At 59.3% G+C, this 25,385-nt stretch carries 24 protein-coding genes and 1 pseudogene; 18 read left to right on the top strand and 7 right to left on the bottom strand.

Going from position 1 to position 25,385, the window contains the following annotated elements:
* Positions 1 to 27 precede the first annotated feature (27 nt).
* From E3W21_RS18265 to E3W21_RS18240, 6 genes and pseudogenes are all read left to right on the top strand, one after another.
* Positions 28 to 624, top strand: coding sequence for a septation protein A (locus tag E3W21_RS18265; RefSeq protein ID WP_033053479.1), 597 nt, complete (start codon positions 28 to 30; stop codon positions 622 to 624).
* Between the two features lies 1 nt (position 625).
* Positions 626 to 925 (top strand): YciI family protein, encoded by a 300-nt coding sequence (locus E3W21_RS18260; protein WP_008156126.1) that lies wholly within the window; start codon positions 626 to 628, stop codon positions 923 to 925.
* Positions 926 to 1,035: 110 nt separating this feature from the next.
* Positions 1,036 to 1,449: a translation initiation factor 2 gene (locus E3W21_RS18255; protein ID WP_134421347.1), complete on the top strand. Its 414-nt coding sequence runs from the start codon at positions 1,036 to 1,038 to the stop codon at positions 1,447 to 1,449.
* Between the two features lie 7 nt (positions 1,450 to 1,456).
* Positions 1,457 to 2,136 (top strand): annotated as a pseudogene (locus tag E3W21_RS18250) (response regulator transcription factor).
* 331 nt (positions 2,137 to 2,467) lie between these two features.
* Positions 2,468 to 2,905 (top strand): Spy/CpxP family protein refolding chaperone, encoded by a 438-nt coding sequence (locus E3W21_RS18245; RefSeq protein ID WP_134421346.1) that lies wholly within the window; start codon positions 2,468 to 2,470, stop codon positions 2,903 to 2,905.
* A 176-nt stretch (positions 2,906 to 3,081) separates the two neighbouring features.
* Positions 3,082 to 4,422 (top strand): cell wall metabolism sensor histidine kinase WalK, encoded by a 1,341-nt coding sequence (locus tag E3W21_RS18240; RefSeq protein WP_134421345.1) that lies wholly within the window; start codon positions 3,082 to 3,084, stop codon positions 4,420 to 4,422.
* A gap of 113 nt (positions 4,423 to 4,535) precedes the next feature.
* Here E3W21_RS18240 and E3W21_RS18235 read toward each other — a convergent pair whose 3' ends face one another.
* Positions 4,536 to 5,102 (bottom strand): NAD(P)H nitroreductase, encoded by a 567-nt coding sequence (locus tag E3W21_RS18235; RefSeq protein WP_129442116.1) that lies wholly within the window; start codon positions 5,100 to 5,102, stop codon positions 4,536 to 4,538.
* A 175-nt stretch (positions 5,103 to 5,277) separates the two neighbouring features.
* On the opposite strand from E3W21_RS18235, the gene E3W21_RS18230 reads away from it, so the two are divergent.
* Complete coding sequence (locus E3W21_RS18230) at positions 5,278 to 6,732, top strand: TrkH family potassium uptake protein (RefSeq protein ID WP_134421344.1); 1,455 nt, start codon at positions 5,278 to 5,280, stop codon at positions 6,730 to 6,732.
* Here the strand turns inward: E3W21_RS18230 and E3W21_RS18225 are convergent.
* On the bottom strand, positions 6,689 to 7,750 hold the full coding sequence (locus E3W21_RS18225) for an AraC family transcriptional regulator (RefSeq protein ID WP_218570169.1): 1,062 nt from the start codon (positions 7,748 to 7,750) through the stop codon (positions 6,689 to 6,691). The two genes, E3W21_RS18230 and E3W21_RS18225, sit on opposite strands and share 44 nt — an antisense overlap.
* A 160-nt stretch (positions 7,751 to 7,910) precedes the next feature.
* Between E3W21_RS18225 and E3W21_RS18220 the strand changes: the two genes are divergently transcribed.
* Both E3W21_RS18220 and E3W21_RS18215 read left to right on the top strand, forming a co-directional pair.
* A complete protein-coding gene (locus tag E3W21_RS18220; protein WP_129442112.1) occupies positions 7,911 to 8,222 on the top strand; it encodes a DUF962 domain-containing protein in 312 nt (103 codons plus the stop codon).
* Positions 8,223 to 8,249: 27 nt separating this feature from the next.
* Positions 8,250 to 8,840, top strand: a complete 591-nt coding sequence (locus tag E3W21_RS18215; RefSeq protein ID WP_134421343.1) for an HD domain-containing protein — start codon at positions 8,250 to 8,252, stop codon at positions 8,838 to 8,840.
* 104 nt (positions 8,841 to 8,944) lie between these two features.
* Here the strand turns inward: E3W21_RS18215 and E3W21_RS18210 are convergent, their stop codons facing one another.
* Positions 8,945 to 9,760 carry a UDP-2,3-diacylglucosamine diphosphatase gene (locus E3W21_RS18210; protein WP_008156147.1) on the bottom strand — a complete coding sequence of 272 codons (816 nt, stop codon included), beginning with the start codon at positions 9,758 to 9,760 and terminating at the stop codon, positions 8,945 to 8,947.
* Positions 9,761 to 9,896: 136 nt separating this feature from the next.
* On the opposite strand from E3W21_RS18210, the gene E3W21_RS18205 reads away from it, so the two are divergent.
* Together E3W21_RS18205 and E3W21_RS18200 are read left to right on the top strand one after the other, a co-directional pair.
* Positions 9,897 to 10,661, top strand: coding sequence for an AraC family transcriptional regulator (locus E3W21_RS18205; protein ID WP_134421342.1), 765 nt, complete (start codon positions 9,897 to 9,899; stop codon positions 10,659 to 10,661).
* Between the two features lie 183 nt (positions 10,662 to 10,844).
* Positions 10,845 to 11,738, top strand: a complete 894-nt coding sequence (locus E3W21_RS18200) for a DMT family transporter (RefSeq protein WP_134421341.1) — start codon at positions 10,845 to 10,847, stop codon at positions 11,736 to 11,738.
* On the opposite strand, the gene E3W21_RS18195 is transcribed toward E3W21_RS18200, so the two are convergent.
* The 4 genes from E3W21_RS18195 to recQ all read right to left on the bottom strand — a co-directional run bounded on the left by E3W21_RS18195 (position 11,732) and on the right by recQ (position 16,657).
* The gene (locus E3W21_RS18195) at positions 11,732 to 12,019 is read right to left on the bottom strand and encodes a SelT/SelW/SelH family protein (protein WP_033055915.1); all 288 of its coding nucleotides are present in this window, start codon (positions 12,017 to 12,019) and stop codon (positions 11,732 to 11,734) included. The two genes, E3W21_RS18200 and E3W21_RS18195, sit on opposite strands and share 7 nt — an antisense overlap.
* Before the next feature lie 32 nt (positions 12,020 to 12,051).
* Entirely contained in the window at positions 12,052 to 13,848 is a 1,797-nt protein-coding gene (locus E3W21_RS18190; RefSeq protein WP_134421340.1) for a FimV/HubP family polar landmark protein, read from the bottom strand.
* Between the two features lie 128 nt (positions 13,849 to 13,976).
* On the bottom strand, positions 13,977 to 14,411 hold the full coding sequence (locus tag E3W21_RS18185; RefSeq protein WP_129442102.1) for a MarR family transcriptional regulator: 435 nt from the start codon (positions 14,409 to 14,411) through the stop codon (positions 13,977 to 13,979).
* Between the two features lie 119 nt (positions 14,412 to 14,530).
* Positions 14,531 to 16,657, bottom strand: coding sequence for a DNA helicase RecQ (gene recQ, locus E3W21_RS18180; RefSeq protein ID WP_134421339.1), 2,127 nt, complete (start codon positions 16,655 to 16,657; stop codon positions 14,531 to 14,533).
* A gap of 413 nt (positions 16,658 to 17,070) precedes the next feature.
* On the opposite strand from recQ, the gene E3W21_RS18170 reads away from it, so the two are divergent.
* The 7 genes from E3W21_RS18170 to E3W21_RS32145 all read left to right on the top strand — a co-directional run bounded on the left by E3W21_RS18170 (position 17,071) and on the right by E3W21_RS32145 (position 25,050).
* The gene (locus E3W21_RS18170) at positions 17,071 to 17,658 is read left to right on the top strand and encodes a YecA family protein (protein ID WP_008156162.1); all 588 of its coding nucleotides are present in this window, start codon (positions 17,071 to 17,073) and stop codon (positions 17,656 to 17,658) included.
* Between the two features lie 10 nt (positions 17,659 to 17,668).
* Entirely contained in the window at positions 17,669 to 18,064 is a 396-nt protein-coding gene (locus E3W21_RS18165) for a YbaN family protein (RefSeq protein WP_046055970.1), read from the top strand.
* Positions 18,065 to 18,295: 231 nt separating this feature from the next.
* On the top strand, positions 18,296 to 19,003 hold the full coding sequence (gene lapG / locus E3W21_RS18160) for a cysteine protease LapG (RefSeq protein WP_134421338.1): 708 nt from the start codon (positions 18,296 to 18,298) through the stop codon (positions 19,001 to 19,003).
* A gap of 22 nt (positions 19,004 to 19,025) precedes the next feature.
* The gene (lapD, locus tag E3W21_RS18155) at positions 19,026 to 20,966 is read left to right on the top strand and encodes a cyclic di-GMP receptor LapD (protein WP_134421337.1); all 1,941 of its coding nucleotides are present in this window, start codon (positions 19,026 to 19,028) and stop codon (positions 20,964 to 20,966) included.
* A 131-nt stretch (positions 20,967 to 21,097) separates the two neighbouring features.
* Positions 21,098 to 23,026 carry a hypothetical protein gene (locus E3W21_RS31835; protein ID WP_256661582.1) on the top strand — a complete coding sequence of 643 codons (1,929 nt, stop codon included), beginning with the start codon at positions 21,098 to 21,100 and terminating at the stop codon, positions 23,024 to 23,026.
* Positions 23,027 to 23,038: 12 nt separating this feature from the next.
* Positions 23,039 to 24,229 carry an Ig-like domain-containing protein gene (locus tag E3W21_RS31830; RefSeq protein ID WP_256661581.1) on the top strand — a complete coding sequence of 397 codons (1,191 nt, stop codon included), beginning with the start codon at positions 23,039 to 23,041 and terminating at the stop codon, positions 24,227 to 24,229.
* A complete protein-coding gene (locus E3W21_RS32145) occupies positions 24,226 to 25,050 on the top strand; it encodes an Ig-like domain-containing protein (RefSeq protein ID WP_305955692.1) in 825 nt (274 codons plus the stop codon). Before E3W21_RS31830 ends, E3W21_RS32145 begins: the two co-directional genes overlap by 4 nt.
* Positions 25,051 to 25,385: the final 335 nt, after the last annotated feature.

The following is a 25,385-nucleotide window of genomic DNA, read 5'->3' as shown; positions in this document are numbered from 1 at the left end:
CGCCACATCCTGCTTCTGGCTGCCACTGTGAAACAATTCATCGATTTCATCCCGCTTCTGCTGTTCTTCATCGTCTTCAAACTCGATCCACGGGTCGTCGACATCGCCGGTCATGAGTTGACTGTAGGCGGTATTTACAGCGCCACCGCCATGCTGATCATCAGCTCCCTGGTGGTTTACGGCACGCTCTTCATCAAGCAGCGCAAGCTCGAGAAGAGCCAGTGGCTGACCCTCATCGCCTGCCTGGTCTTCGGCAGCCTGACCCTGGCGTTCCACAGCGAAACCTTCCTGAAATGGAAAGCCCCGGTGGTGAACTGGCTGTTCGCCCTGGCGTTCATTGGCAGCCACTTCGTCGGTGAGCAACTGCTGATCAAACGCATCATGGGCCACGCGCTGACCCTGCCGGAGCCGGTCTGGACCCGTCTGAACATCGCCTGGATCGGGTTTTTCCTGTTTTGCGGTGCCGCCAACCTGTTCGTCGCGTTCACCTTTCAGGACTACTGGGTCGACTTCAAAGTCTTCGGCAGCCTGGGCATGACGCTGCTGTTCCTGGTCGGCCAGGGCATTTACCTGTCCCGCCACCTGCACGACGCCGATACCACAACGCCAAAAACCGAGGACTGACATGCTTTACGCAATCATTGCCACAGACGTCGCCAACTCCCTGGAAGCCCGCCTGGCCGCACGGCCTGCACACCTTGAGCGCCTGCAAGTGCTCAAAGGTGAAGGTCGCATCGTTTTGGCCGGTCCACACCCGGCGGTCGACAGCAATGATCCGGGCGCTGCGGGTTTCACCGGTAGCCTGATCGTCGCCGAATTCGACTCCCTGAGCGCCGCACAGGCCTGGGCCGACGCTGATCCGTATATCGCCGCAGGCGTCTACGCCAACGTTTCGGTCAAGCCGTTCAAGCAAGTCCTGCCGTAATATCCCTCCAGCGCGATGAACCTTATCGGTTCATCGCGCGCTCAACGCTCATTATTCTCGTTTACCGGCCGACAACCTGCCCAATACTCGTATTGGAATCAGGAGTGGCGATGCGCAAAGGTCCGTTGTGTCTGATGTTGGTGACGTTGTCGATTGTGGCCCCTGCCCACGGTGAAGAAAGCGCCGAGGGCGGTAATTCCACACCGCTGTCCCTGAGCGCCGGCAGCCAGATCACCGAGTTGCAACAGCGCTTGAAGGTAAGCGAACAGCAACGAGAAGTACTGAGCAAACAACTGCAAAATATCGATGCCGAACGCGAAAGCGCCCAGCTGAGCCGGTTGCGCCAAGAGAATCAGCGCCTCAAGCTGCAGCTCAAGGAAGCCCAGGCCAGCAGCCCGCTGCCGCGTCTATTGACCGATCAGCAACAGTGGTTCGTCATCGGCGCCGCAGTAGCGCTATTGGCGCTGCTCTGCGGTATCTTCGCCAGTGGTGCCACCAGAAAACGTAGGCAATGGCTAAATTGAGTGAGTCATGAGCGAGCTGTTATTAATTGATGATGACCAGGAGCTGTGTGAGCTCCTGAGCAGTTGGTTGAGCCAGGAAGGCTTTCAGGTCCGCGCCTGCCACGATGGTCAGAGCGCACGCCGTGCGCTGGCCGAAACCTCCCCGGCTGCCGTCGTGCTCGACGTGATGCTGCCTGACGGCAGCGGCCTGGAATTGCTCAAGCAATTGCGCAGCGATCACCCGGACTTGCCGGTGCTGATGCTCTCGGCTCGCGGCGAGCCGCTGGACCGCATCCTCGGCCTGGAACTCGGCGCCGACGATTACCTGGCCAAACCATGCGACCCACGGGAACTGACAGCCCGGCTGCGTGCCGTGTTGCGCCGCAGCCATCCGGCGGCGGTGTCCAGCCAGCTGGAACTGGGCGACCTGTGTTTCAGTCCGGTGCGCGGCGTGGTCAGCATCGATGAACAGGAATTCACCCTCACCGTCTCCGAAAGCCGTTTGCTCGAAGCCCTGCTCAAGCAACCCGGCGAGCCGCTGGATAAACAGGAACTGGCGCAAATCGCCCTCGGCCGCAAGCTGACGCTGTACGACCGTAGCCTGGACATGCACNNGTCAGCAACCTGCGCAAAAAGATCGGCCCGCACCCCGACGGCCGCCCACGCATCGTGGCCCTGCGCAGCCGCGGCTATTACTACAGCCTCTGAAACCATGCGATCCGTTTTTTGTAGCAGCTGCCGAGCCCGCGAGGCTGCGTTCGGCTGCGAAGCAGTCGTGAATTCAGACGCCGCGGACTTTCAGGTGAACCGAGCGCGCAGGATTTACGACTGCTGCGCAGCCGAACNNGCAGCCTCGCAGGCTCGGCAGCTGCTACATAGGTCAGTTCTTTCAGAGAGAAGTAGGCAAAGTGTTGGATTTGTCAGGTCAATCTGAAATCGTCTTTACCCAAGCTTTACGCTCCGCTGACCGCCGCTGACCTTGATCTCCGTAATCTGTACTCATCCGGAACGTACCGGGAACGAGACAAGGAGATTCACCATGCGCAAGACTCTTATCGCTCTGATGTTCGCTGCCGCCCTGCCAACCGTTGCCATGGCCATGCCTGAAAGTGCCGGCCCGATGGACGGCTCACGCCATGGCGGTCAGATGCACGGCATGCACGGCAAAGGCCCGTACAGCCAGCTGGACCTGAGCCGCGAACAGCGCGAGCAGATCCGCAAAATCATGGGCGAGCAGATGCATGAGCGTCAGCAAGTGGTCGACAAGTACCTGGAAAAACTTTCGCCAGCCGACCAGAAGGCCATGAAAGATGAAATGGCGGCCAACCACAAGAAAGCTGAAGCCGATGTGCGTGCCTTGCTGAAACCAGATCAACAGAAGCAATTCGACGAGATCCAGAAAAAACAGGCTGAGCGTCGCGCCGAATGGGCCGAGTTCAAGGCCTGGAAAGCGCAACAGCCGCAAAAGGCGCAATAATGCGCTAACCCCCGGACCCGACGGCTAACACCGTCGGGTCTGATGCCACTCAGTTTAATGTGGGAGCGGGCTTGCTCGCGAAGGCGGTGTGTCAGATACAGAGATGTTTACTGATACACCGCCTTCGCAAGCAAGCCCGCTCCCACATTGGATTTGTGTTTGTTTGAGGATTTTCTGTGCGCTCATTGTTCTGGCGTATTCTGGCCAGCTTCTGGTTGGCCATCGCTCTGGTTGCAGGGCTCTCCATTCTGCTGGGGCACATGCTCAACCAGGACGCGTGGATTCTCAGCCGCCATCCGGGCCTCAATACCTTGGCCGAACAGTGGACGCAAACCTACGAGTCACAGGGTGAAGACGCGGCCCAGGACATTCTGGAACAGCGCAAACGCCAATATCACATTGACGTTCAAGTGCTCAACGAGAGCGGCGATCCGGTGGTGCGCGGCACCTTCCCACGCAGGGCGGCTGCCTTCGAAGCGCGGCAGAACAACGATGATCGCCGCCTGCCATGGCGTCGTTTGACGGCGGAGTACACCAGCGAAAAAACCGGTGACACCTACCTGCTGATTTATCGCATCCCGCACCCTGAACTGGACGCCTGGCATCGCGAAAGCCTGCTCTGGCCGTTGAGTGCGCTGGGTATCGCGCTGGTGGTCCTGACCTTGTTCAGCCTGTTCGTGACGATGTCCATTACTCGCCCACTCAACCGCTTGCGCGGCGCGGTGCATGATCTGGGGCAAACCACCTACCAACAAAACAGCCTGGTAAAACTGGCCAACCGGCGCGATGAGTTCGGCGTGCTGGCCAACGACTTCAACCGCATGGGCGCGCGCCTGCAAAGTTTGATCGGCAGCCAACGGCAGTTGCTGCGGGATGTGTCCCATGAGCTGCGTTCACCGCTTGCCCGGCTGCGCATTGCGCTGGCACTGGCCGAGCGAGCCAACCCTGAAGAACGGGAAAAACTCTGGCCGCGCCTCACTCGGGAGTGCGACCGGCTGGAAGCGCTGATCAGCGAAATCCTGGTACTGGCCCGGGTCGATGCCGACAACGCCAGCGCTGAAGAGGTTGATCTCAATGCGCTGCTCAACACCCTGCAAAAGGATGCTCAATTGGGTTCGCCGGAGCAGAACGTGCACCTTGAGGCCGAGCCGCAGCTGAACCTTAAAGGCTGGCCGACGATGATCGAGCGCGCCGTCGACAACCTGCTGCGCAACGCTCAGCGGTTCAACCCGGTGGGGCAAGCGATTGAAATGCAGGCGGTGCGTCAGGGTGAGCGGATTGTGGTCAGTGTGCGTGACCACGGGCCAGGCGTAGAGGCCACGCATTTGAGCCAGTTGGGTGAGCCGTTCTATCGGGCGCCGGGGCAGACGGCGGCTGGACATGGTTTGGGATTGGCCATTGCGCGCCGTGCGGCGGAGCGGCATGGCGGGAGTCTGGTGCTGGCCAATCATCCCGATGGCGGGTTTATCGCGAGCCTGGAATTGCCGTTGGTGCCGGGGGCGGTTGTTCAGCCGTAGCGTAGCGGTGATGCGAAATGATCGCAGCCTCGTTTCACTCGACAGCTCCTACAAGGGTTATGCGTACACCTGTAGGAGCTGTCGAGTGAAACGAGGCTGCGATCTCTTGATCTTCAGATCTCGCCAGGCCAGGCGCTGACGAATTCAGCCAGGTCGACTTTCTCCGCCACGCGCGGCTCTTTCTGCGGCGTCCCCAGATAAAGAAACGCAATCACCTCTTCCCCTTCCGCCAAACCCAATCCCTTGGCCACATGCGCCGAATACGCCAGTTCACCCGTGCGCCACACCGCGCCAATCCCTTGCGCATAAGCCGCCAGCAAAATCCCGTGAGCCGCACAGCCCGCCGCCAGCAGTTGTTCGGACTTCGGATATTTGACGTGATCCTGCAACCGCGCGATCACCACGACCACCAGCGGCGCACGCAGCGGGCCGTTACGCGCCTTGTCCAGCGCCGCCTCGGACACTTCACTGTCCTGCAGCTTCGCCGCTTCGGCCAGCAACTCGCCCATTTGCTCGCGCGCCGCGCCTTCGACTGTCAGGAAGCGCCAAGGCTGCAAGTGGCCATGGTCTGGCGCACGCATCGCAGCGCCAAACAGCACTTCGCGTTGTTCTGCGGTCGGTGCCGGTTCGAGCAGTCGTGGAACGGAAACACGGTTGAGCAAAGCGTCGAGAGCCTGCATCGGCCACCTCCTGAAAAAAATGTGAAGCCATTCTAGGGCCTGCCATCAATTATTGCCTGCGCCGCACAGGCAATAATTGTTGGCAGGCCCTGCAACCACCTCGGGAGTGCCGGTTTACATAGCAGGCCCCGCAGGTAGAATGGCGCCCTTCCCTATTCCAGCCCGAGCGGACTTCATGGCGTTGCCGACCTTACGGACTATTGGTTTCATCATCGGCATCTTCCTGATCACACTGGCCATCGCCATGGTCGTGCCCATGGCCACGCTGGTGATATTCGACCGCACCAGCGACCTGCCGTCGTTCCTCTGGGCCAGCATGATTACCTTTGTCGCCGGCCTCGCGCTGATCATCCCCGGTCGCCCCGAACACGTACACCTGCGTCCGCGAGACATGTACCTTCTGACCGTCAGCAGCTGGGTGGTGGTGTGCATCTTCGCCGCGCTGCCGTTCCTGCTGACCCAGCGCATCAGCTACACCGATTCGTTCTTCGAAAGCATGTCCGGCATCACCGCCACCGGCTCGACGGTGCTCAGCGGCCTGGACACCATGTCCCCCGGCATCCTGATGTGGCGCTCGTTGCTGCACTGGCTCGGCGGCATTGGCTTTATCGGCATGGCGGTAGCGATTCTTCCACTACTGCGCATCGGTGGCATGCGGCTGTTTCAGACCGAGTCGTCGGACCGTTCCGAAAAAGTCATGCCCCGTTCGCACATGGTGGCGCGTTTGATCGTTGCGGCCTACGTCGGCATCACCATTATCGGCAGCCTGGCGTTCTGGTGGGCCGGGATGAGCCCGTTCGATGCGATCAACCACGCGATGTCGGCGATTTCCACCGGCGGTTTCTCAACGTCCGACCAGTCTCTGGCCAAGTGGACGCAACCCGCGGTGCACTGGGTGGCGATCGTCATCATGATCCTCGGCAGCCTGCCGTTCACCCTGTATGTAGCGACCTTGCGCGGTAACCGCAGGGCATTGATCAAGGATCAGCAGGTTCAAGGCTTGCTCGGCATGTTACTGGTGACCTGGCTGGTGCTTGGCACCTGGTACTGGTGGACCACCCAGCTGCATTGGCTGGAGGCGCTGCGGCATGTGGCGCTGAACGTGACCTCGGTGGTGACGACCACCGGTTTCGCACTCGGGGACTACAGCCTGTGGGGTAACTTCTCGCTGATGCTGTTCTTCTATCTGGGTTTTGTCGGCGGGTGCTCGGGCTCGACCGCTGGCGGGATCAAGATTTTCCGCTTCCAGGTTGCTTACATCCTGCTCAAGGCCAACCTTAACCAGTTGATTCACCCGCGCGCTGTAATCAAGCAGAAGTACAACGGTCACCGCCTCGACGAAGAGATCGTGCGTTCGATTCTGACCTTTTCGTTCTTCTTCGCCATCACCATCTGCGTGATCGCGCTGCTGTTGTCGCTGCTCGGCGTGGACTGGATGACCGCCCTTACCGGCGCAGCCAGCACGGTGTCCGGCGTTGGCCCAGGACTGGGCGAGACCATTGGCCCGGCGGGCAACTTCGCCACCCTGCCGGACGCTGCCAAGTGGATTCTCTCGTTCGGCATGCTACTGGGCCGACTCGAGATCATTACGGTGTTTGTTCTGTGTATTCCGGCGTTCTGGCGTCACTGACAGGAGCAGGTGCGCCCATCAGGCGCGTCCGGTACTCGCCGGGGGTGGTGTCGAACCAGCGTCGGAAAGCGCGGAAGAAGTTGCTCGGATCGGCGAACCCCAGCAGGTAGGCAATTTCCAGCAGGGTCATGGTTGGCTGCGCCAGGTATTGCTCGGCCAGTTCACGTCGAGTGTCGTCCAGCAACGTCTGAAAACTCGTGCCCTCCTCCTGCAAGCGTCGCTGCAAGGTCCGTTGCGACAGATGCAGCGTCTGCGCCACGGTATCGCGCTTGGGTTCGCCCTGGGGCAGCAATCGACACAGCACCTGTCGCGCCTTGTGGGTCACGCGACTCTCGGAAAACCGCGCCAGGTACTCACCGGCAAACCGGTCATGCAACAGCGCCATCGCCTCATTGGCGGTAGGCAGCGGTGCCTCCATGTCAGCGCGTTCGAAGATCAAGGCGTCATACGGCGCGTTGAACACCAAAGGTGCATGGAAGGCTTGTTTATAGGGTTCGAGATCGACGGGCTGATCACCCTGCACCAGCACCTTGCGCGGCTGCAGGGTGCGTCCGGTCAGCCAGCCGCACAGCGCCAGGGCACAGGCCAGTGACGCTTCGGCACTCTGCCGGGTCGGTGGCAGGTGGTCGCCGTGGACCGTCAGAATCAGCGCGTAGCCTTCTTCCAACAATCGGAAACTCAGGTCGGCACTTTCCGCAATGATCCGCTGATAACGCACCAGGCGTCGAAAGCCTTCAGCCAGGGTCTGACTTGACATCAAGGCGTAGCCCGCCACATGGAAAGAGGCCGGTCGCACCACCTTGCCCATGTTCAGGCCAATCGCCGGGTTGCCGGACAGCTCAACCGCGCGCTGCCACAGTCGTGTCATGGAATCTTGCGGGAAGCGCGCGTCCGGATCATCCAGTGCCGCGTAGTCGAGCCCCAGCTGCTTGAACAGAACCCGGCAATCCAGGCCGTCCATCTCCAGTGCTTTGACAATCCCCATCGCCCAGCTTGCAGAAGTCGTTCGTTCGCTCATGTCGTCCACTTACATGATGAGCCGCATGCTACGGCCAATTTCCGAAGGATACTAAAGTGGCGCCTATTGTCACTGGCTGATGCCAATGATCACTCTAGACTCAAATAAGCTACCCGCAGAACAACTTGCAGTCAGAACAATAACCACAGAGATCGCAGTCGTGGAAAACATCAAACGTTTCAACAGCTTCGCTGAGTTCTACCCGTATTACCTCAGCGAACACAGCAACAGTACGTGCCGACGACTGCACTTTATCGGCACGACGCTGGTTATTTTCATCCTGGCCCTGACCATCGGCAAAGGCGCCTGGATGCTGTTGTTGGCTCTACCGCTGGCGGGTTACAGCTTCGCCTGGGCCGGGCATTTCTTCTTCGAGAGGAATCGTCCTGCGACCTTTCAACATCCGTTTTACAGCCTGCTCGGCGATTTCGTTATGTACCGAGACATGATTCTGGGTCGCGTGCCGTTCTAGGCCCAATGAACCACAGGAGGACCGCCGATGAATGCCAACGCCCGTTTCACCCACATGCAGGACGGCACGCAGGAAGACTGGGCGATCATCGCCGCAGATTTCAGTGCCTATGCTAGGCAATTGCCGACACGGATTGTGGCGCATCTGAAATTACTGGAGGGCGACTTTGGCGGCTTCCCGGTGGATCGTCTGACCCATTCCCTGCAAACCGCCAGCCGTGCCTGGCGCGATGGCCGGGATGAAGAATACGTGGTCTGCGCGCTGCTTCACGACATTGGCGACACCTTGGGTTCCTACAACCACCCGGACATCGCTGCGGCAATCCTCAAGCCGTTCGTCAGCGCCGAGAACCTGTGGATGGTCGAGAAGCACGGGATTTTCCAGGGGTATTACTTCTTCCATCATCTAGGGATGGACCGGCATCTACGCGAGCAATTCAGCGGGCATCCGCAGTATCAGGCGACCATTGAGTTTTGCGCCAAATATGATGCAGCGGCGTTTGATCCGGCGTATGACACACTGCCGCTGAGCTTCTTTGAACCGATGATCGAACGGCTGTTTGCGCAACCCAAGCACTCGATTTACAAGGCGGCGATGGAAGAACATTCGCCAGCCTGAAATCAAAAGATCGCAGCCTTCGGCAGCTCCTACAAGGGGTCGCGTTTCCATGTAGGAGCTGCCGAAGGTTCGGGCCGCGTTCGGACGATCTTTGCTTTTGCGGCCTATGCCGGCTCTGCGATTTTGATGGCCTTCAACTCAGCCTCCCGCGCCTGGGCATCCGCCAATCGGTACAACTCGATCGAGCCATCCCAATGCTCGATCAGCGCGGTGCACGACTCCACCCAATCCCCGCAATTGAGGTAATCCACCCCGCCGACCTTGCGAATCTCGGCATGGTGAATGTGCCCGCACACCACCCCGTGCAACTCGCGCTTGACGCATTCGTGAGCGATGGCTTCTTCGAAATCGCTGATGAAGCTGACCGCGGTTTTGACCTTGTGTTTGAGATACGCCGACAGCGACCAGTAACCGTAGCCATAACGGGCGCGCCAATGGTTGAGCCAGCGGTTGAGGGTCAGGGTGAATTCGTAGGCCGAGTCGCCGAGAAAGGCCAGCCAGCGGTGATACCTCGTGATCACGTCAAACTGGTCGCCATGAATGACCAGAAGATGGCGACCATCGGCGGTCACGTGCACGGCTTCATCCACCAGTTGGATATTGCCCAGAATCAGCTTCGAGTAGCGGCGCAGGAATTCGTCGTGGTTGCCGGTGACGTAGATCACCTCGGTGCCGCGCTTGCTCATGGTCAGCAGGCGACGGATCACATTCGTGTGCGCCTGAGGCCAGTACATGCCGCCGCGCAGCTTCCAGCCATCGATGATGTCGCCGACCAGGTAGATCTTGTCCGCGTGATAGCCCTTGAGAAACTGCGACAGGTGTTCGGCCTGGCAATCCCGGGTACCCAGATGCACGTCGGAAATCCACAAGGTCCGCACACGTTGTTTACGACTGGGTTTGGCGAGCTCGGCGCTGGTCATGGGCAACCCTCTGCAAAAGTTTTTGCAACTTTGCGCCGGTCGGGTTAATTGCCCATGACAGTGGCGAGTCAGTCCTGTGACAGCGCCCCACGATTGCCCTCGGTGTAGACTGGCCGCCAAGCCCTGGAGACCTGCGATGAGACCGATCCTCACGCTACGCCAATACACTCATGACCTGATCGTCCATAGCCACGACCACGCGCAGCTGGTGTTCGGGCTGTCGGGTGCGCTGGATTTCGAGGTCGACGGGCGTGGCAGCCAGGTGGTCCAGCAGAGTTTCGTGGTGGTGCCATCCGGTTTCCATCACGCCTGCGGTAGCGCCAATGGCAGCCGTTGCCTGGTACTGGATGTGCCCAGCGACCAATGGGTTTCTCAGTCCCTGGGTGATCACGCCGAAGCCAGTCGTCGTTTACTCGACAACGCCGGTCGCCTGTCGCTGGATGCCGGGCAAAGCCAATTGGTCAGTTGGTTGGCGGGCAGTCAAGTCAGCGATCCACTGATCGCGCAACAAGGCGCGGTGTTGTTGCTGGCCAGCCTCAACAACGCCAAACCCGAGATCGTCGGCGGTCGGCGCCTGCCTTATGCCGCGCTGAATGCGCACATCGATCAGTACGCTGCCTATCCACTTCAAGTCGCCGATCTGGCGCGCGTCGCCGGTCTGTCCAGCGCTCGGCTGCATGCACGGTTCGTTGCTGAATGCGGGCAGACGCCGATGGATTACATCCGCAGTCGACGTTTGCACATGGCCGTGGGCTTGTTGCGGGATTCGGCGCTGCCGATCGGCGAGATTGCCAGTCGGGTCGGTTACAGTTCACAGAGCGCCTTCGCGGCGGCGGTGTTGCGGGAGTTCGGTGCCTCACCCGGCAAATTGCGGCGCGAGGTTTGCGACAAAAGGCAATAGTTTGCCGACAGACACAACTGGCTTCACACGGTTCAATGTAGGAGCTGCCGAAGGCTGCGATCTTTTGATCTTGATTCTGCTTTTTCGGGATCGCTTAAGATCAAGATCAAAAGATCGCAGGCTTCGCCAGCTCCTACAGTGGCCGGCGGTGTCTGTTGGCCCGGTTCAATATCAAGGATTGCAATGACTCCCCGTACCGCCCTTGGCGCCCTGCATATCGGCGCACTGATGTTCGGCTTGACCGGTGTGTTCGGCAAACTTGCTGCGGCTTCCCCCGCCATTATCGTTTTTGGTCGTGCCGCGTTCGCCGTGCTGGCGTTAGCCGTTTTTGCGCGGTTCGCCAGTACTACTCGCTGGCAGAAACTCGAGGCTGTGGACTGGCGCCGACTGTTGCTCAGCGGCTTACTGCTGGCCGGGCACTGGGTGAGTTTCTTCATCGCGGTGAAGGTCGCAGGCGTGGCAATCGCGACCCTGGGTTTCGCCAGCTTCCCGGCATTTACCGTGATCCTTGAAGGGTTGATTTTCCGCGAGCGAATTCGCGCCAACGAAATCCTGCTGGTGGTGCTGGTCAGTGTCGGGCTGGTGCTCGTCACCCCTGATTTCGATCTGGCCAGCGGCGCCACAATTGGTCTGCTGTGGGCGGTGGGTTCAGGCTTGCTGTTCTCTCTGCTATCGCTGACCAACCGCGCCAGCTCCGGGCGAATCCCGGCGGTGCAGGCTGCGCTGTGTCAGAACGTGGTGGTCGCGTTGTGCCTGTTGCCGGTGGCGGCACCGCAGTTGAGCGAAGTGCTCGCCATCGACTGGTTGTGGATCGGTCTGCTCGGGGTGTTCTGCACCGGCGTCGCTCATAGTCTGTTTGTCGCCAGCCTGGCAGTGATCAAGGCGCGGACCGCGGCTGTGGTGTTCGCCCTGGAGCCGGTTTACGGCATCACTGTGGCCTGGCTGCTGTTTGATGAAAACCCGACACTGCGCATGCTGATCGGTGGCGCGCTGATCATCGTGGCGATCGTGGTCTCCAGCCGACTCTCGGGCGGTTCAAGCAAGAAGACCGTTGCGGCAGAAGCCGCCTCTCACTGAGTGCGGTCGTTGTGCCCCAGGTCGCGGTCCGGATCAATTTGATCGCGGACCCGCTGCTTCAGCACTTTGGCCTCCGGAAAACCGCCATCGGCCTTGCGCTCCCAGATCTGCACATCGTCACAGAAAATGTGAAACACCCCACCGGTGCCGGGCACCAGCGACACTTTGCCCAGATCGTCACCGAAGGTGCTGAGCAGCTCCTGGGCCAGCCAGGCAGCACGCAACAGCCACTGGCATTGCGTGCAATACGTGATGATGATTTCCGGTTTGCGTGCAGTCATGATCGGCGAAACTCCTGAGCCAGAGGGCGCCGCTATGATAGCCCGGCGAGCAGGTTCCGGGCGGTCTGCTTAAGCGGCTCGTTACCTTCCTTGAGCAACTCGTTAAGCAGTTCGATGGCGCAGTCCAGATCGCCGTCATCAATGCAGGTCTGGGCTTGTTCCAGTTTATCGGCGCTGCTCGGCTCGGCCGGTTCCAGGTTCAGCGGTTCCAGTTCCAGTTCCAGCGACTGGCCGGGGTCGCCGAACTCGTTGAGAAAGGTGTCATCCAGAGACTGCGAATCAGGCTCGGCGACCCATTCAAGTTCGGGCTCGTCCAGCGTCGAGTCGTCAGGCATTTCAAACACCTCGGGCAAGACGTGCAGGTTCGAGACAAACGGCGGCTCGACCGACGCGGATTCGCTCGATGGCTTCGCGGCGGAAGGCGAGTCCTCAAAAGGGCTGATCAAGTCCCAACTCGAATCCATCGACAGGTCATCCAGGTTCAACTGGAACTCATCGTTGGGTGCTGCTTCGGCAATCGCAACCTTGGGGGGAATGATTGAAGCTGCGACGGTCAACGCTACCGCACTGCTCAATTTCGGGTGTCGGGCGCGAATATTCTTAAGTTCTTGCAGGTCGTATCCGGCGTGACGCAGGTTGTTTTCCTGTGCTTCATAGGCGGGTACGTCACCCTGTTTACCCAAGACTTCCAACAGCTGAACGGCTAGATCCGTTCGCTGCGGTGCCTTGATCAGCGCCTCTCGCAACAAACCGGCCGCTTCGGAAAAACGGCCATACGCCAGATAGATTCCGACCCCTTCGAGTACATCGCCTGCGGGCGTCTCTTCACCCGATTCAGTTGCCGGTTGCAACTCTGAAGATTGGGCAACCGGTTCTGCCGTGCGATTGAGCACCGGTTCATGCGGTGATGGCAAAACAGGTAAAGCGTCGGGCAATGCCTGAACCTGTTGTCGTTGACGCCGAACGAACAACCCCAGCAACACCAGAGCCACCACCGCCAGTAACCCGACAATCAGCCCCCAGTTGGTAGCCTCAGGCTCTTCAACAATGGCCGGCGCGGGAGCCACAACGACGGGTGCAACCGGCTCTGCCGCTGCGGTCTTGATTTCCGCCAATTGGGTTTGCAGTTCAGTCACCTGCTTTTTCTGACCGGCGACCTGCTCCTCCTGGGCCTGAAGCTTCGCAGTCAATTCATCGATGGTTGCTTGCAGCTGCTGGTTTTGCAGCACGCTGGCGGCCAGTTGTTCGGCAACGGGATCACTCACAGGCGCTGCGGCAGGTTGATCGACGCGAGGAGCCGGGGGCTTTTTGCCCTTCGCCGCAGGTGGCTTTGCATCGGCCGGCTCAACCGTCGGGAATCCAGAGGACTGAACGTCGGTCAACGGTTCGTCAGTGACGGGAACAATCCCCGGCGAACCCGGCGGATCGATCAGGACCGTGTACTCGCGCAGCACGCGCCCGTTGGGCTGATTGAGCTGCACCAGGAAATTCAGGAAAGGTTCATTGACCGGTTTGCTGGAGCTCACCCGGATCAGGCTGCGGTTGCCGCGCAGGATCGGCGTGAATTTCAGATTATTGAGGAAGAACACCCGATCGATGCCGGCGCGGCTGAACTCGTCCGCTGTCGCGAGGCTGACCGAGAGCTCACCCTCCTCCAGACCTGCGGCATCTTCCAGTGCGATGTCGGCGCGAAACGGCTGATTCAGCGCCGAATGCAGGGTTATATCACCCAAGCCCAACGCGGGCGCCAATGCCGAGTAAGTGACAGCACCACCGACCAGAAGCAGCCTGGCGCAACACCGCAAAACCATGTGCCAACTCTCGAGCATGAGCATCCCTTAGATAACCAGAACCATCTTGTACGCGTTCGCACATCCGGTACGAACACGATATTGCCAAGTAGTTCTTTATAGTCTGCCCAACGGGGTATCTCAAAAGTCCTGGGTGCGTTAATGCCTCAAGACTTTTCCAGGTTCGCCAGAATGTGCCCGTGGACACGCATGCAGACCTTCAAGTCCGCCTCATCGACGCCGTCGAACAATTCGTGGCGCAGTTGGGTGGCAATGGTTTCAATTTGTTCGATCAAGGGAAGGGCCGGGGCACAGAGGACGATTTTCTTCGCCCGGCGGTCTTCCAGCACCGATTGACGTTGCACCAGTCCTTGGTTTTCGAGGCTGTCGAGCAGACGAGCCAGGGTCGGCCCTTCAACGCCGACGCTTTGCGCCAGTTCACGCTGGGTCGGGGCATCGTCAAAACGCGCCAGGTGCAGCAGCACCAGCCAGCGCGCCTGGGACAGTCCCAGGCCAGCCAGACGGCGGTCCAGTTCGGCACGCCAGCCGCGCGACATCTGGGCCAGTTGCATGCCAAAACGGTGTTGGTCGGTTAACGGCATAAAACACTCATGATTAGACTGAAATAAAGAAAAACTAATTATTAGTCAGCTAAGCATGACCCTTGGCTGGAGGCAAGGCTTGCTCTGTACTGAATCGTTACATCTATGTGGCAGGTCACCTAAATCTCGAATTCGGATTGCAGCGCCGCCCGAACACAGTACAAAACCCCTTCCGGCACTCTCCCGGCGAACAGTGCGGCAATCTCCGACACGGGCGGCAATTCGCCCTCGCCGTCGAGGAACGCGTCCTGGATTTCGCCCATCAACTCTTCGGGCAAATCCAGCGCTTGCTCCAGCGACAACTGCTGCTTGCCAATCGCTTCGGCGAGCAGGGTGTAGACGTTCTTTTCCGAGCATTGCAGCTGACCGGCGGTCTGCAACGGTGTCATGCCGGCTCGGGCCAGGGTGATCAGTTCGTGGCGCAGGTCGGCCACCACTTTCGGCGCCTCGACTTGCCCGCCGAGGACTTCGAGGAAGGCCTCGCCGTAACGCTCCAGCTTGCGCGCGCCAACGCCGCTGACCGTGGCCATTTCCGACAGCGAGGTCGGCTGGCTGCGGAGCATTTCCAGCAGCGTTGAATCGGGGAAGATGACGTACGGCGGCACACCATGCTCTTCGGCGAGCTTGCGACGCAGGGCACGCAAGGCTTCCCACTGTTCGCGCTCTTCGCCGCGAACCAGCTGGCTCGCCTGGCTCTTGCTGCTTTTGGCCGTGGTTTGCGGCTTGAGGTCGCGACGCAGCTCCAGGGTCACTTCGCCCTTGAGCAGCGGACGACAGGTGTCACTCAGACGCAGGCCGCCGTAGCCTTCCAGGTCGATGTCCGCCAGACCGCGGGCAACCAGCTGACGGAACAAGGAGCGCCATTCGCTCTCGCCCATTGCTTTGCCAACGCCATACACCGACAGATGTTGATGGCCGAAGCTGCGAACCTTTTCGTTGTCCTTGCCCAGCAATACATCGACCAAATGCCCGACACCGTAGCGCTGGCCGGTGCGGTAGATCGCCGAAAGCGCCTGACGGGCCGGCTCGGTGGCGTCCCAGGTCTGCACGCCATCGACGCAGTTGTCGCAATGGCCGCACGGCTCAGGCATGTCTTCGTCGAAATAGGCCAGCAGCGTCTGGCGACGGCAGCGGGTTTCTTCGCAGAGCGAGAGCATGGCGTCGAGCTTGTGCTGCTCCAGACGTTTGTGGCGCTCGTCGCCCTCGGAGTTCTGCAACATCTGCTTGAGCATCACCACGTCTTGCAGGCCGTAAGCCATCCAGGCGTCTGCCGGCAGACCGTCACGGCCGCCGCGACCGGTTTCCTGGTAGTAAGCCTCAAGGGATTTTGGCAAATCGAGGTGAGCGACAAAGCGCACGTTGGGCTTGTCGATGCCCATGCCGAACGCCACGGTGGCGACCATGATCAGGCCTTCCTCATTAAGGAAGCGCTTCTGGTGGTGAGCCCGGGTATCGTTGGGCAGGCCGGCGTGGTACGGCAGTGCCGGGAAGCCTTGCTCGCTGAGGAACACCGCCACTTCATCGACTTTCTTGCGCGACAGGCAATAGACAATGCCGGCATCGCTGCGCCGTTCGGCGAGGAACGCCAGCAACTGCTTGCGCGGCTGCTCTTTGGGCACGATGCGATAGAAAATGTTGGGACGGTCGAAACTCGACAGAAAGCGCTCGGCATCCTGAAGATGAAGGCGGTCGACGATTTCTTCCCGGGTACGCTTGTCGGCGGTGGCGGTCAGGGCGATACGCGGGACGTTGGGGAACAGTTCCGCCAACTGGCCCAATTGCAGGTATTCGCGGCGGAAGTCGTGGCCCCATTGGGACACGCAGTGGGCTTCATCGATGGCGAACAGGGCAATTTCAAGACTTTGCAGGAAAGCCAGCATCCGTGGCTGAACCAGACGCTCGGGCGCGAGATAAAGCATTTTCACTTCACCGCGCTTGATCCGTGCCGCCAGATCGCGCTGCTGCTCGGCGCTTAGCGTGGAATTCAATGCCGCCGCCGCGACGCCCAGCTCTTCGAGGGTGGCGACCTGGTCATCCATCAGTGCGATCAGCGGCGACACCACCACCGCCAGGCCTTCGCGCAACAGCGCCGGCACCTGGAAGCACAATGACTTGCCGCCACCGGTAGGCATCAGCACCAGGGCGTCGCCGCCACTGGCCACGCGCTCAATGATTGCACCCTGACGGCCACGGAAACTGTCGTAGCCGAAGATGTCCTTGAGGACGCGTTGAGCCTGTTCGAGCATAGAAACTCCAAAAATCACAAAAACATCCCTGCAAGGCTGGTTCAGAACCACGAAGGCTGCACCGACAAATCGTAAGTGCGCATTGCATGACGCTTCACATTCCAGCCGCGACGCCGGCAGGGCATCACAAAACGCGCGAGTATACCCGAGCGATGTCCGGCAAAGGGTGCCACTGAGAAGACATACGAAAGTCAATCTGGCGCAATCCCTGTGGGAGCGGGCTTGCTCGCGAAGGCGGCTTAACGTTCAACATTTGCGTTGACTGAAACACCGCTTTCGCGAGCAAGCCCGCTCCCACAGGGATTGCGGTGTTTCGCGGGGCCGCGATGGGGCAAATATGCCGCGCGGCTGGCCCAAGCGCTCAAGAAGGCCTAGAATTCCCGCATCTGTTTAATTCCCAAGGTAGCCCTTTAATGTCCTTCGCTGAGCAACTAACCCGCCTGCAAGTCTTCCTCGACGCCGACGAACTGCATGACGAGGCGCTGGACTACGTGGCCGCCCACGGCTACCTCACTGCGCTGTCGATCTGTTCCGAAACCGTTCCCGACCGTGAATGGATCGACGCCCTCTTCGCCGAAGAGCCGCATTACGCCGACGACACCGAGCGTGAAGCGATCGAATCCACCCTGTTGGCCCTCAAGGCTCACATCGCTCGCCAACTGGCATCCGATGAAGAGTTCGAGCTGCCCTGCGACCTGGACCTGGGCGAAGAGCCGGATGACTCCGACCTGCGCGGCTGGTGCATCGGTTTCATGGAAGGCGTGTTCCTGCGCGAAGCGGCCTGGTTCGAAACCGCCGAAGACGAAGTCAGCGAAATGCTGCTGCCGATCATGGTCGGTTCGGGTCTGTTCGACGAACAGCCTGAGTTCGAAGACATCGCCAAAGACGCCAACCTGATGGACGACATGATCGTGCAGATCCCGGAAGCCCTGACCGCGCTGTACCTGCTATGCCAGGCGCCAGACGAAAAACCGGCGATCCTCAAGCCTCGTCACCACTAAGGTTTTGCCTATGGACAACCCCATAGGCAACCGCTCCCTGATGTTGCGTTACGTGCTGCTGGCCATTGGCTGGCTGAGCGTAGCGCTGGGGGTGATCGGGATTTTCCTGCCAGTGTTACCCACCACGCCCTTCCTGCTGCTGGCGGCCGCCTGCTTCGCCCGCAGTTCGCCGCGTTTCTATCATTGGCTGGTTGAACATCCGCGGCTTGGGCCGTGGGTTCGCGATTACCTGAGCGGCAACGGCATCCCGCTCAAAGGCAAGGTCTACGCCATCGGCCTGATGTGGGCGAGCATCCTGCTCTCCTGCTATCTGGTGCCCCTGCCGTGGGCGCGGGGGTTCATGCTGACCAGCGCCGTTCTGGTGACCGTCTACATCCTCAAACAGAAAACCCTGCGCAAATCCTGAATTCACCACGCTCCCTGTAGCAGCTGCCGAAGGCTGCGTTCGGCTGCGAAGCAGTCGTGAAATCAGGCAACGCGGTCTTCCAGTTAAACCCGGGATTCAGGATTTACGACTGCTTCGCAGCCGAACGCAGGCTCCGCCAGCTGCTACAAGTCCGCGTACCAACCGACGATTTGTCCTGCCTCCCCAAAAACACCACCTAGACTTCAGGCATCTGCACCCGAGCGGCCAGACATGTCCCGCAGTCCGCGTAGTCCCGGATGGTCAACGCTCCGACTTCGGCTCGGCGGATGGCTGTTGCTGATCACTTTTCTGTTGACCGGGCTGGGCAGTGTCGGGGCCAACTGGAGTTTTACGCAGATTCTGCAAACCGCCGAAGATCGCTACGGCACCCTCGGCCCGGGACGGGGACGGATCGAGGCCTGGAGTCAGATGCTGCAAGGCGAAGTCAACGCCCCCGAGCGCGAGCAACTGAACGCAGTCAATCGCTTCTTCAATCAGCAACTGAACTTTCTGGACGACACCCGCATCTGGCGTCAGACCGATTACTGGGCCACGCCCGTCGAATCCCTGATCAAGGGTGCCGCTGACTGCGAGGACTACGCACTGGCGAAATACTTCAGCCTGCGCCACCTTGGAATTCCCAGCGAAAAACTACGCATCACCTACGTTAAAGCCCTGACCCAGAACCAGGCGCACATGGTGCTGACTTTCTACAACAGCCCCACGGCCGATCCGCTGGTGCTGGACAACTTGATCGGCGAGGTCCGCCCCGCCTCCCAACGCAAAGACTTGCTGCCGGTGTACGCCTTCAACGCAGAAGGCCTGTACTTGCCGGGAGCCAATGGCGGCAAACGCAGCAGCGACTCGAAAAAACTGTCGCGCTGGCAGGACGTACTAAAAAAGATGCAGGCCGAAGGGTTCGCCGTGGGCGACGGCTAGCCACCTGAGCAAGGAGCGATTTATGTCACTGCGTAAACAGTTGTTTCTCGCCATCTGCCTGTTCTTGCTGGTGGCGTTCAGCGGCAGTTTTTTTGTCAGCCTGGAAAGCTCTCGCGACCAGATGCTCGGCCAGTTGCGCTCCCACGCCCAGGACGCCGCCACCGCGTTGGGTTTGTCGTTGACGGCGCAAATCGATGACCCGGCCATGATCGAATTGATGGTCAGCTCGATTTTCGACAGCGGTTATTTCAGCAGCATTCGAATCATCAACATCGAGGATGCGCAGGTGCTGGTGGAGCGCAGTGCGCCGGGGCAAATCGAGGGCGTTCCCGCCTGGTTTGTGAACCTGGTCAACCTGCACCCACCCGGTGGCGAAGCGCTGATCATGCGCGGCTGGGTCCAGGCGGCACGGGTCGAAGTGTTGAGCAATCCGCAGTTCGCCCTGGCCAAACTCTGGGACAGCACCCTCGGCAGCCTGATCTGGTTACTGGTGTGTGGTCTGCTCAGTGCCGTGTTTGGTGGCTGGTTGCTGCGCCGGCAATTTCGTCCACTCGACACAATGGTCAAACAAGCCGAAGCCATCAGCAAACGCGAGTTCCTCAGCCTGCCGAAACTGCCGCGCACACCGGAGTTGAAACGCGTGGTATTGGCCATGAACCAGATGGTCGAGAAGCTCAAAACGCTGTTCGCCGAAGAGGTCGCACGCAGTGAAAAACTGCGGGTCGAGTCCTATCAGGACAACCTTACAGGCCTGGCCAATCGACGCTTGCTGGATGAAGAGTTGGCCGACGAGTTGCTGGTCTCCGAGCAGAGCAGCGACGGCCATTTGCTGATGCTGCGGATCAACGATCTGGTCGGTCTCAACCAACGCTTGGGTGGCCAGCGCACCGATGCGCTGATCAGCGCCGTCGGTGAATTACTCAAGCGCCTGACCCAGCCACCGGAACGTCGCACCTGGCTTGCAGCGCGCAATCGTGGCGGTGAATTCAGCCTGCTGACGCCAGGCCTGGACAGCACCGACGTCGCACGCTTGGCCTGCGAAATCAGCGCCACCCTGGAAAACCTGCGCCTGACCGGCGCCAGTGACTCGATGCCGGTGGCGCATTTGGGGATCGTCCCTTACCACCCTGGAGAGCCGGCCAGTGATGTGCTGCTGCGACTGGATCAGGCGTTGACCGAAGCCCGGCAACATCCCGAGCGCCCGTGGGTTCACTTGGCCGATTCCATCACCGAGCCGAACCCGTCCCCAAACGACTGGCAAACCTGGATCGACGACGTCCTGACCCACGGCAAGATGCAACTGTATTTCCAGCCGGTGGTGCAATGCGCCGACACCAGCCAGGTGCTGCATCACAAAGTCCTCGCGCGCCTGATCGACCCTCAGGGCGAGGCGATAGCCGCCGGGCATTTCCTGCCGTGGATCGAGCGTCTCGGCTGGTCGGCGCGGTTCGACCTGGCGATGCTCGAAGCGACCCTCGACTACCTCATCGTCAATCGTTGGCCCCTGGCGTTAAGCCTGTCCGGCAGCACCCTGCGCGATCCAGCGCAACTGCAACACATCCTCGACATGCTCGAATCGCTGCCTGAACTCGCGCCCCTGCTGATTCTGGAAATCGACGAACGCCAACTGCCACCTCAGGAAGAACTGCAACACCTGAGCCACAGCCTGCTCAACACCGGTTACCGCATCGGTCTGCAGCATTTCGGCGGCAGCTTCGGTCAGATCGGCAACCTGACTCAACTGGGGCTGGCTTACTTGAAAATCGATGGTGCTTACATCCGTCACATTGATGAGCAGAGTGATAAACGGCTATTTATCGAAGCGATATTTCGGGCAACCAACAGTATTGATTTGCCGTTGATTGCGGAGATGGTGGAAACCAAAGGAGAGCTGGAGGTGATCCGGGAGTTGGGATTGTTTGGAGTGATGGGGCGGTTGATTGGGCCGCCGGAGCCGATGTGAGGGGAACGACCGTTCGTCTTAAACCTGTGTGTACCTGTCAGATCTGACAGTAGCCGGCAGACGATCAATTGACCTAAAAGAAGAGAAGCCCGCAGAAGCGCTGCGCCCCTCATCTTCAGACGGAGTTGATCATGTCCTCTTTAAGCCGGTTCCTGTTTATACCTCGAGAAGAACTCTCCACGGTCATAACACCACTACAATTGTGGCCGTTGTTCATCGCGGGGATGATCCGCCCTGTCGTGGATGCTGATGGCGGTATCAATATTGCGGTCGTCAAAGAGCATGCCGGCGGGATGTTATGCGTGATTGACCGCTACGACGACAAAATGGCAGTCGATGATCACCTGAAAATTTTCTGGAACAAAAAGCTGATCCATGAGCTGAAAGTAAAGCCTGAAGAGCTTAACAAACGACTGTTCTTTTTCCTGCCAACAAACGATGTCGTACCGGGCTTGGCAGAGTGTTATTACCAATTGACCCGTGCCGGAGAAACCGTACCCGACGACCCGTCGGCCCAATTGAAGCTTTTGGTCAAACTGGACAAACCCGCCGGTGATGATAAGGAACCTCATAAGCCCTGGCATTCGGCACTTGAGATGATTCGGTTGCCTCAGGATGTCATCGACAATGGCGTCACTAAAGAGTGGGCTGCCAAGGGTGTACCGATGACCATCAAGGCTTATCCGGGGATCACCCTGCGCGACGTCATCCAGGTGCAGTGGGGCAGTGTGTTTCTCCTGTCGCACGAGTTATCGCAGGCAGAAGTGGACGGCACTGCCGAAATTGTAATTACAGCCCAACCAGCCGACATTCTGACCGCCGGTGACGCCAATAAAGTACGCGTCCATTACGAGGTACATGATGAGCTGTGGAATTACAGTGAAAAATGGTCAAAAGACACCACTGTTTTAGTTGAAGCCGGCGCTGCTCGCCTGGATGCGGCCATTTTCAAGGAAGCGGATAACGGGCAAATTCATCTCAAGGATCTGGACCATCAACCCGTCACGCTGCAAATCCTTATGAAGAGTGGCGATGAGTTCGATCCGGGCGACATCATTAAAATCAGGGTCATTGGCACCCCGCTGCCGGGGAGCCCGCCACGAACATTTACAGCCGAGGCCACTGTTTCGAATATTCCCCACATTCTTGAGAGGTTCATACCCTTTGAATTCGTAAGTCTCTTTGCCCTGGGAACGCTCGATGCCTCTTATGAGTTACACAAAAAGGTCGGCGGGGAGATCCTCTCTTCCAAACGCGCCTTTGTCGATGTGATCGGCGATCCCGCACAACTGCCGGCCCCAACGATCAATGAGGTGATCGGAGCCGTGCTACCGGCCGATGCCATGATGGCAACGGTGGTAATCCGTTACCCGAGCATTGCCAACGGGGACTGGATCAACCTGATTTGGGAGGGCACGACTTCAGACGCCACTCCGTATGTGCATGAAGAGCAACACGCCGTCAGCGACGACGAGCAAAAAGAAGGCGGCGTCATTGTTTATGTTTGGGGTGAGCATATCCAGGCGTTGAACAATGGCAGCCTCAAGCTGTATTACCGGGTGTCCAACGACACCACCCACCAATATGGCGTCAGCAAATCCGATTTCCTGAGAGTCGAGGTCGGATCGCTGCGGGCGACGCTGCCGGCGCCGGAAGTCGAGGAAGCCAAGGACGGGGTGATCGATCCCTCTCAGGTTTACACCCAGGCCCATGTGCTGATCAAACCTGTCAACTGGGTCAAGGGCGACACACTGACTTATCACTGGATTGGCATCAATCCCTTCGGGACTACCCAAGGCAGCGTGCCCATCACGATGACGACTATCGGCCAGCCGGTACGCTTCCGGGTAGACGCCAGGTTCGTCTCGGCCAATATCGGCTACAACGTCACCGTCAGGTATACCCTCCTGCATGCCGCCACTCGGAAGTACAGCTACTCGGCGCCCCTGGAAGTAATGGTTGGCATACCGTTGGGGCTGTTACCGCCGCCCAAGGTTGTCCAGGCTCCCAGCGGAACACTCAATCCGATGGATGCGCTCAACGGTGTTGATATCGAGTGAAGCTACGCATCCATGGATGAAACGCTGGACTCACTTGGATTGAAATGGCGGGGAACGCCTGGGGATGGCACTTCGGAAGATCTCGAAAAACCCGCCGAAGCCTCCGGTACGGTCACGTTTCACCTGCCTGCGAAAGTGGTCGGTGCCAACATCCGTCGCGAGGTGTCGGTCAGTTACGCAGTGCAGCGTTATAACCTGTGGACTCCTTCCGAAGAGCTATCACTGAACATACTGGGCTTCCAGGACCCTGAGAAAGACCTGCCAACGCCAGAGGTTCCGCTGGCGTTGGCAGGGGTGCTGGATCTGATGGAGTTTACCGGCGACGCCAGGGTTCTAGTGAAGTCTTGGCCATTCAGCGCGGCCAGGCAACGTGTCTGGCTGAGTGTCGAGGGGCGCACCAGCACCGGCGTTTACATAATCGATTTGCTCAAGGGCCATTCGCTCAGCGACCCGCAAGCAACCCAGGGGTTGAACGAAACACTGCTCAGAACGGAGTTATTGAAACTGGTTCATCGTTCGGACATCACCGTGAAGTGCAAGGTGATCTTCGATGGCAGCACGGATGAAGCCACCGCGATCGACTTCCCGAGCCTGCAACTGAATATCCACACACGCTACGACTATCTGAAACCCATTATCACCTCCGTGAAAAATGCGCAAAATATCGACATTCCCGAAGGCGCGTTGACCTACGACAAACGTCTGACAATACAAGGCACGGCAACACGGGGTGAAACAGTCGACGTCCAGATAAACGAAGTCTCTAAAGACCAGCCTACCGTCAATGAGAGCGGAATATGGACGCAGCCGGTGGAGCTTATCGCGGGCTTGCATCGTGTCATAGCCATTGCCCAGTACGACGCCGATGAGAAGAACAGTGAACCGAGGACGTTCACAATCGGTATCGCCACCGAACCCAAAATTACCGCGCTCAACGACTCCAAAGGCCCTGTCGCTCATAACGGAACGACCTACGACACCGAAGTCACGGTGACCGTCAAGGCGGATCCCAATCAGCGTATCCAGCTCTATGATGGCGCTGCGGCCATTGGTGCCCCCATCCCCCTTGACGGCAATGGCAATGGAACCACCAAGCTCTCCAGTCTGAGCCAGAAGGTTTACTCCATTAAAGCCAAGGCGCTTACGGTGATCAGTTGGAGTCTCCAGCACACGTCTTTACGGCCAAGCTCCACCTTACTGTGACGCTAGACTCAGTCAGGCATTCAGGAGGAGAGCTGAGCAACGGAGGCCGAACCACCGACGCATCTGTCAGCCTGACGGGCAAGGTAACGCCTTCGTATGACGTGCAGATCTATGACAACAATGGTGCCAAACATACCGCGCGGGGAGGCACCACCGGCATCTGGACAACCTCGCTGGCAATAGCCCTTGGCGGGCACTCGATATACGTCAAAGCACTGGCCACTGGGCAGAACTCCGCTACACGGAGCTTCACGAGGGACGTTCCGCTGCCGCCGCTGAACTTCAATACCAACCCGGTCACATTGAGTGGCAGGACGTACATCCTGCGGGACTATCCTGAGCTCTTGCCGGCGTTCGGTGCGGGCAACTCGGTGCAGCACCAAGCCTCCGGTGGGCGGCCGGGTTACACCTACACCTCCAGCAACCCGGGTGTCGCTGCAGTCAACGGGGCAGGTCTTGTCACTGTCCGTGGCCGGGGGGCAACCACTATCACCGCCAGAGATGCGGCTGGCCAGTCCAAGAGTTACACCGTGACAGTGACGGGGGTAATCCACTGCATAGGCCTGGGTAATGCAACGTGGGGAACTGCGAATGCATCCGCGTCCGCCAACGGGGCGCGTATTCCGAGCATGGGCGAGCTCAACGAAATACACGCGGCCTACGGCGCGCGTTGGCCTATGGGTAATCACCATTACTGGTCAACCGACCCAAGCAACTATTGGTGGCCGTGGCAAGCCAGGAAAACCAAATATCTGGTCTGGGGAGGTGAAGGCTCCGGGAAGTTAACTGGCCATTATTCGAACGTGCTAGCTATCCGATAGAAGGAAGACCTTCAGCACGGACGCAAAACGTGTGGTTACTGCTGCCGACTTGCAGTTTTTCATTAGCTGTAATCCCGTCCGATCAGCTACAGATCGGACGGGCATTCCTTGTCGCGGGTCAGCCCGTCGTGAATTACCGTTCATCGGAAACTACTCCTGACCTGTTATTTTTGACAGTAGCCAACCCTCCCGCCTCCAGCCTTAAATCACTCCATCGCCTTTCACCGACCGGAGTGCCCGCCATGCTCGTCCAAGCCCTGAAAAACCTCAGCCCGCTAGCCCTGCTCGCCCCGGAAATCCCCGGAGCCCTCGAGCCCCGGCCACCGGCGGAAGAA

This window comes from Pseudomonas sp. F01002 (assembly GCF_004402115.1).
GTDB lineage: Bacteria > Pseudomonadota > Gammaproteobacteria > Pseudomonadales > Pseudomonadaceae > Aquipseudomonas > Aquipseudomonas frigoris.
Note: the sequence above shows the minus strand (reverse complement) of the source record. Positions and strands in the feature narration are given on the sequence as shown.

Excerpts from the sequence above, each read along its gene's own strand:
- E3W21_RS18260 (WP_008156126.1), top strand. The coding sequence starts at position 626 with ATGCTTTACGCAATCATTGCCACAGACGTCGCCAACTCCCTGGAAGCC.
- E3W21_RS18255 (WP_134421347.1), top strand. The coding sequence starts at position 1,036 with ATGCGCAAAGGTCCGTTGTGTCTGATGTTGGTGACGTTGTCGATTGTG.
- E3W21_RS18245 (WP_134421346.1), top strand. The coding sequence starts at position 2,468 with ATGCGCAAGACTCTTATCGCTCTGATGTTCGCTGCCGCCCTGCCAACC.
- E3W21_RS18235 (WP_129442116.1), bottom strand. The coding sequence starts at position 5,102 with ATGCAGGCTCTCGACGCTTTGCTCAACCGTGTTTCCGTTCCACGACTG.
- E3W21_RS18230 (WP_134421344.1), top strand. The coding sequence starts at position 5,278 with ATGGCGTTGCCGACCTTACGGACTATTGGTTTCATCATCGGCATCTTC.
- E3W21_RS18225 (WP_218570169.1), bottom strand. The coding sequence starts at position 7,750 with ATGAGCGAACGAACGACTTCTGCAAGCTGGGCGATGGGGATTGTCAAA.
- E3W21_RS18215 (WP_134421343.1), top strand. The coding sequence starts at position 8,250 with ATGAATGCCAACGCCCGTTTCACCCACATGCAGGACGGCACGCAGGAA.
- E3W21_RS18210 (WP_008156147.1), bottom strand. The coding sequence starts at position 9,760 with ATGACCAGCGCCGAGCTCGCCAAACCCAGTCGTAAACAACGTGTGCGG.
- E3W21_RS18205 (WP_134421342.1), top strand. The coding sequence starts at position 9,897 with ATGAGACCGATCCTCACGCTACGCCAATACACTCATGACCTGATCGTC.
- E3W21_RS18200 (WP_134421341.1), top strand. The coding sequence starts at position 10,845 with ATGACTCCCCGTACCGCCCTTGGCGCCCTGCATATCGGCGCACTGATG.
- E3W21_RS18195 (WP_033055915.1), bottom strand. The coding sequence starts at position 12,019 with ATGACTGCACGCAAACCGGAAATCATCATCACGTATTGCACGCAATGC.
- E3W21_RS18190 (WP_134421340.1), bottom strand. The coding sequence starts at position 13,848 with ATGCTCGAGAGTTGGCACATGGTTTTGCGGTGTTGCGCCAGGCTGCTT.
- E3W21_RS18185 (WP_129442102.1), bottom strand. The coding sequence starts at position 14,411 with ATGCCGTTAACCGACCAACACCGTTTTGGCATGCAACTGGCCCAGATG.
- recQ (WP_134421339.1), bottom strand. The coding sequence starts at position 16,657 with ATGCTCGAACAGGCTCAACGCGTCCTCAAGGACATCTTCGGCTACGAC.
- E3W21_RS18170 (WP_008156162.1), top strand. The coding sequence starts at position 17,071 with ATGTCCTTCGCTGAGCAACTAACCCGCCTGCAAGTCTTCCTCGACGCC.
- E3W21_RS18165 (WP_046055970.1), top strand. The coding sequence starts at position 17,669 with ATGGACAACCCCATAGGCAACCGCTCCCTGATGTTGCGTTACGTGCTG.
- lapG (WP_134421338.1), top strand. The coding sequence starts at position 18,296 with ATGTCCCGCAGTCCGCGTAGTCCCGGATGGTCAACGCTCCGACTTCGG.
- lapD (WP_134421337.1), top strand. The coding sequence starts at position 19,026 with ATGTCACTGCGTAAACAGTTGTTTCTCGCCATCTGCCTGTTCTTGCTG.
- E3W21_RS31835 (WP_256661582.1), top strand. The coding sequence starts at position 21,098 with ATGTCCTCTTTAAGCCGGTTCCTGTTTATACCTCGAGAAGAACTCTCC.
- E3W21_RS31830 (WP_256661581.1), top strand. The coding sequence starts at position 23,039 with ATGGATGAAACGCTGGACTCACTTGGATTGAAATGGCGGGGAACGCCT.